The organism is Streptococcus mitis (assembly GCF_946190375.1).
GTDB lineage: Bacteria > Bacillota > Bacilli > Lactobacillales > Streptococcaceae > Streptococcus > Streptococcus mitis_CJ.
The window spans coordinates 1-3,761 of the sequence record NZ_CAMIAF010000035.1; the positions used below are offsets into that span (position 1 = coordinate 1).

The 3,761-nt window shown below is 41.4% G+C and carries 1 protein-coding gene; it reads right to left on the bottom strand.

Annotation, left to right across the window (positions count from 1 at the left end; genetic code table 11):
* Positions 1 to 3,761: Rib/alpha-like domain-containing protein (locus N8M09_RS11270; protein ID WP_314726072.1), on the bottom strand; the 3,761-nt coding region annotated here is incomplete at both ends.

A 3,761-nucleotide genomic window follows, 5' to 3' on the forward strand; every position in this document is an offset into this window, starting at 1 on the left:
TCAGATGCCGATGTGCTTGCTGAAGCTGATGCACTTGTACTTGCTGATTGGCTCGCGCTTGTTGACGCTGATTCAGAAGCCGATGTGCTTGCTGACTGGCTCGCACTGGTTGAGGCACTTTGGCTTGCCGATGTACTTGCTGACTGGCTTGCACTTGTTGATGCTGACTGACTAGCTGAGGTGCTTGCTGATTGGCTTGCGCTGGTTCTAGCCGACTCAGACGCGCTTGTGCTTGCTGATTGGCTTGCGCTTGTTGACGCTGATTCTGATGCTGATTGAGAGGCTTGTTCAGACTTACGATCAGAATCTGATACCGGTACTTTCACTTCATTAGTTGTACCATCTTTATAGGTAATAACTACTGTTACTTTACCATCTGATACAGCACCATTATCTTTCAGTGCATAGCTACTAATACGATTGTCTTTTTCCGGATTAGAACCCTTCACCGCTGCAAGGATCTTTTCTTTATCATCCGCTGATGGAGTTGTCGCATTAGTTACTTGAACTGTCGCTGGCACTTTACCTCGGAATTTATCCTTCAACTGACCCTGCTCAAGTATAAGATTATTTCCTTCAGACCAATTTCCAGAAGTATCTCTAACTATAACCGAACGTTTCACCGTATTACCAGAACTATATGGCAAATCTGACTTAATTTCACCGTGATTCTCACCAGTGTCAATGGTGTAAGGCTTAGTCTCTGTAGCTACCGTAGGAGTATTATTGAGATTGGTTAGAGTTGCAGTCCCCCAAGGATCATGAAGTATATTCCCGCTGGTAATAGTAGTGTTACCATTGCTGTCACCTATTTTCACTTCAGTTTTGTCAATCTTTCCACTGTTATCACTAAATGTAGTAATAAAGCGCAGTTGATCACCTGAATAGAAAATATATTTATTGAAAACACCGTCTCTCGTGGATGGAACTGTTTCCCATTTACCAGTTGTAGGATTTTTTACTTGCACAGTTGTCCTAGCAACAGGTTTAACTGTTTCGCGAGTAATTTCTTTAGTCGTTGATGTGCTAAGGGTCTCTGGATTTCCTTCAGGATTTGTAACGACTTTAGTTTGTGTAACCGTTACATTTCCTGTTGGAAGCAGACCGTTACTATCTGCTAATTCATCTGCTCCAAATGCGACACTTGTAGCACCAGCTGGTACTGTCTTCGGAATTTCCTTACTTCCTATTCTCAAGGTCACTGTCGCACCTGGTGTCACATCTGTCACAGTAATACTAGGATTTGGAAGACCACCTGTATTTCTTACTTGGTCATCTGCGATTTGTGGTGTTTTTAGGTTGACTTTGATAGTTACTGGAACTAATTTATCGTTACGATTACCTGTTGCAGCACCTAGTGGTAATGTTACTTTAACTTTTTTAGTTATATAACCTGGAGTGGAAATATCAGATTCACTTAGAGGTGTTTCCCATGCGTAATCTGTTCCAGCTGGTATTACGGGTGTATTGGCAGCATTTGTAATCGTTTCACCTGGAGTTGTGCTAATAGTTGACAACGGAGACATATTACCCACTGTTGTTTCATAAACTTTCTTAGCAACTGGATTCACTACTGTATAATTAAATGTAGTCTCGCTTGTCAAAGCACGATCTTGTGCAGACGGAGTCCCAAAGCGTCCTGTTGGATAAGTCGCTACTACACGGTACTCTGTTTGATGCGCTTGAGTATTATTCCAAACACTACTAAAACTTTGTGTTCCAACTGGTGTCTTCTGCAACTCACCTGAACCACTTAATTGACTATTTAATTTGTACTCATAAGACCAAGTCGTATTTGCCGGAAGCTCCTTTTGGTTTACATATAAATAAGTGTCTCCACCATAATTATTAGCCCAGCTACCCCCGTTGGTTCTACCATTACCATCATCTTTAAAGGAATAAAACTTACCTGTTACCCCATTGTTGGTATTAGCCTCAACCTTTGGATAAACGGTATAGTTATAAGTAATCTCTTTACTTACACCTTTCGAGTCGGTAACCGTTAAGGTTGCTGTTTTTTCACCTGGCGTAGATAAATTTGGAACTCCATTTTTCCAAACTACATTTGTGTTTGCAGGCAAGTCTGTGCCATCAGCAGATTTGATAAAATCACGAGCTGTCAAGCTATTTGGATTTTCTCCAGCAACCGCGTAGAAGCGATCTGACTTAGTTTGATAATTTTGTTCTAGATTAGGAGTGATTGTCTTTGAAGTTCCATCTTTAAATGTAATAGTAACATCACCATTTGGTTGAACATCATAAGTACGAATGCGAGATGTATCAGACGGATTCGATTTCTCTACTTCCGTTTTAATTCTCTCTTTCTCAGTAGGAGTCAAATTTGACTTATCACGAACGGGAATAGCAGGTGGTGTTGTCAATTTAATCTTATCCGCCAAACGTCCTTGTACAACACCAAACCATGGGCTTTCTCCCGTATTGCCATTTGGGTCAACCGCTGTAATAACACGAGAAAAGATATTACCAGATTTCCAAGTCATATCGCTATTCGCAACCGCATTAACCGTCTTGGTGGTTTGATTAGTACTTGTCAGTGTCGTAATATTCTCGACTGGGCCACGTCCCCACTCAGCGGATTTCCCTTCAAAGAAGTCATTCAAATCACTATTTGCATTACGCATTTTCAACGTGGTAAGCTTTCCACTATTGTCCTTACCGCTATAAGTAATTTGAATCGTATCTCCAGCATAAAAAATATAGCGGCCCGAACTATCTGTCTCAGGAGTCCCTCCATTAACCTTAACAGTAAGAGCAACTGTTGGCGGTATATCTTCCTTACTAATGTTAACAGTACTTGCATCTGATTCCAAAGTTTCATTTGCATTCGTTACGGGATTTGTAAATGCCTTGCTTTGTTTAACTGTTACATCTCCTGTTGGGAGAAGACCATTGCTATCTGCAACATCGGTAGAAGGGAAGGTTACATTTCCACTACCATCTGCTTGTTTAGTAAGAGTCTTACCACCGATTGTCAAGGTAACCTGCGCATTTGGCAATGCATTCGTTACGGTAATTCCTTTATTTGGAAGACCACCTGTATTCGTTACCTGATCCGCTGAGATTTGTGGTGGTTTTGGTCTAACTTTGATGGTTACAGGAACGGTGTCACTACTATTGTCCCCAGTTTGAGCTCCTTTAGGTAAGGTAACTGTGACATCTTTCTTATAAATCCCTGGAGTACTTACTGTGCTAGCATCTGGTGCAGATACCCATCTGTAGGTAGTTCTGGTAGCTTCCTCTGGACCACTAGGAATCGACACACCATCTCTAGAATTCTTAATCGCCTTGCCTGGATCATTAATAATCTCATTCAAAGGAGTTATATCCCCAACTGTTGTAACATACTCTTGCTTGGCTACTGGATCAACTACCGTATAGTCAAATGTTGTTTTGCTTGTCAGAGCCTGATCGTTAGTTGATGGAGTTCCAAAGCGACCTGTTGGATAGACAGCTGTCACAGTATAGGTCGTCTTGTGACTTACAGGATCCGGCCAGCTTGAAACCTCCTTGGTTGTATACCATACTTCACCAAACGTGTCTCTGCCAACAGCAGTTACCTTTTCTTCACCAGTACCATTTAAACGATACTTATAGAACCATTTAACATCACTTTTAGCCTTCAAATCACTGAGATTTGTATATAGCTCTATATTTCTACCATAGTTGTTAGCCCAGCCTCCGTCGACTTTAGCAAGGCCTGTTCCTTGCGTTCCTTTAAATGCAAAGAACTTACCTGTGAC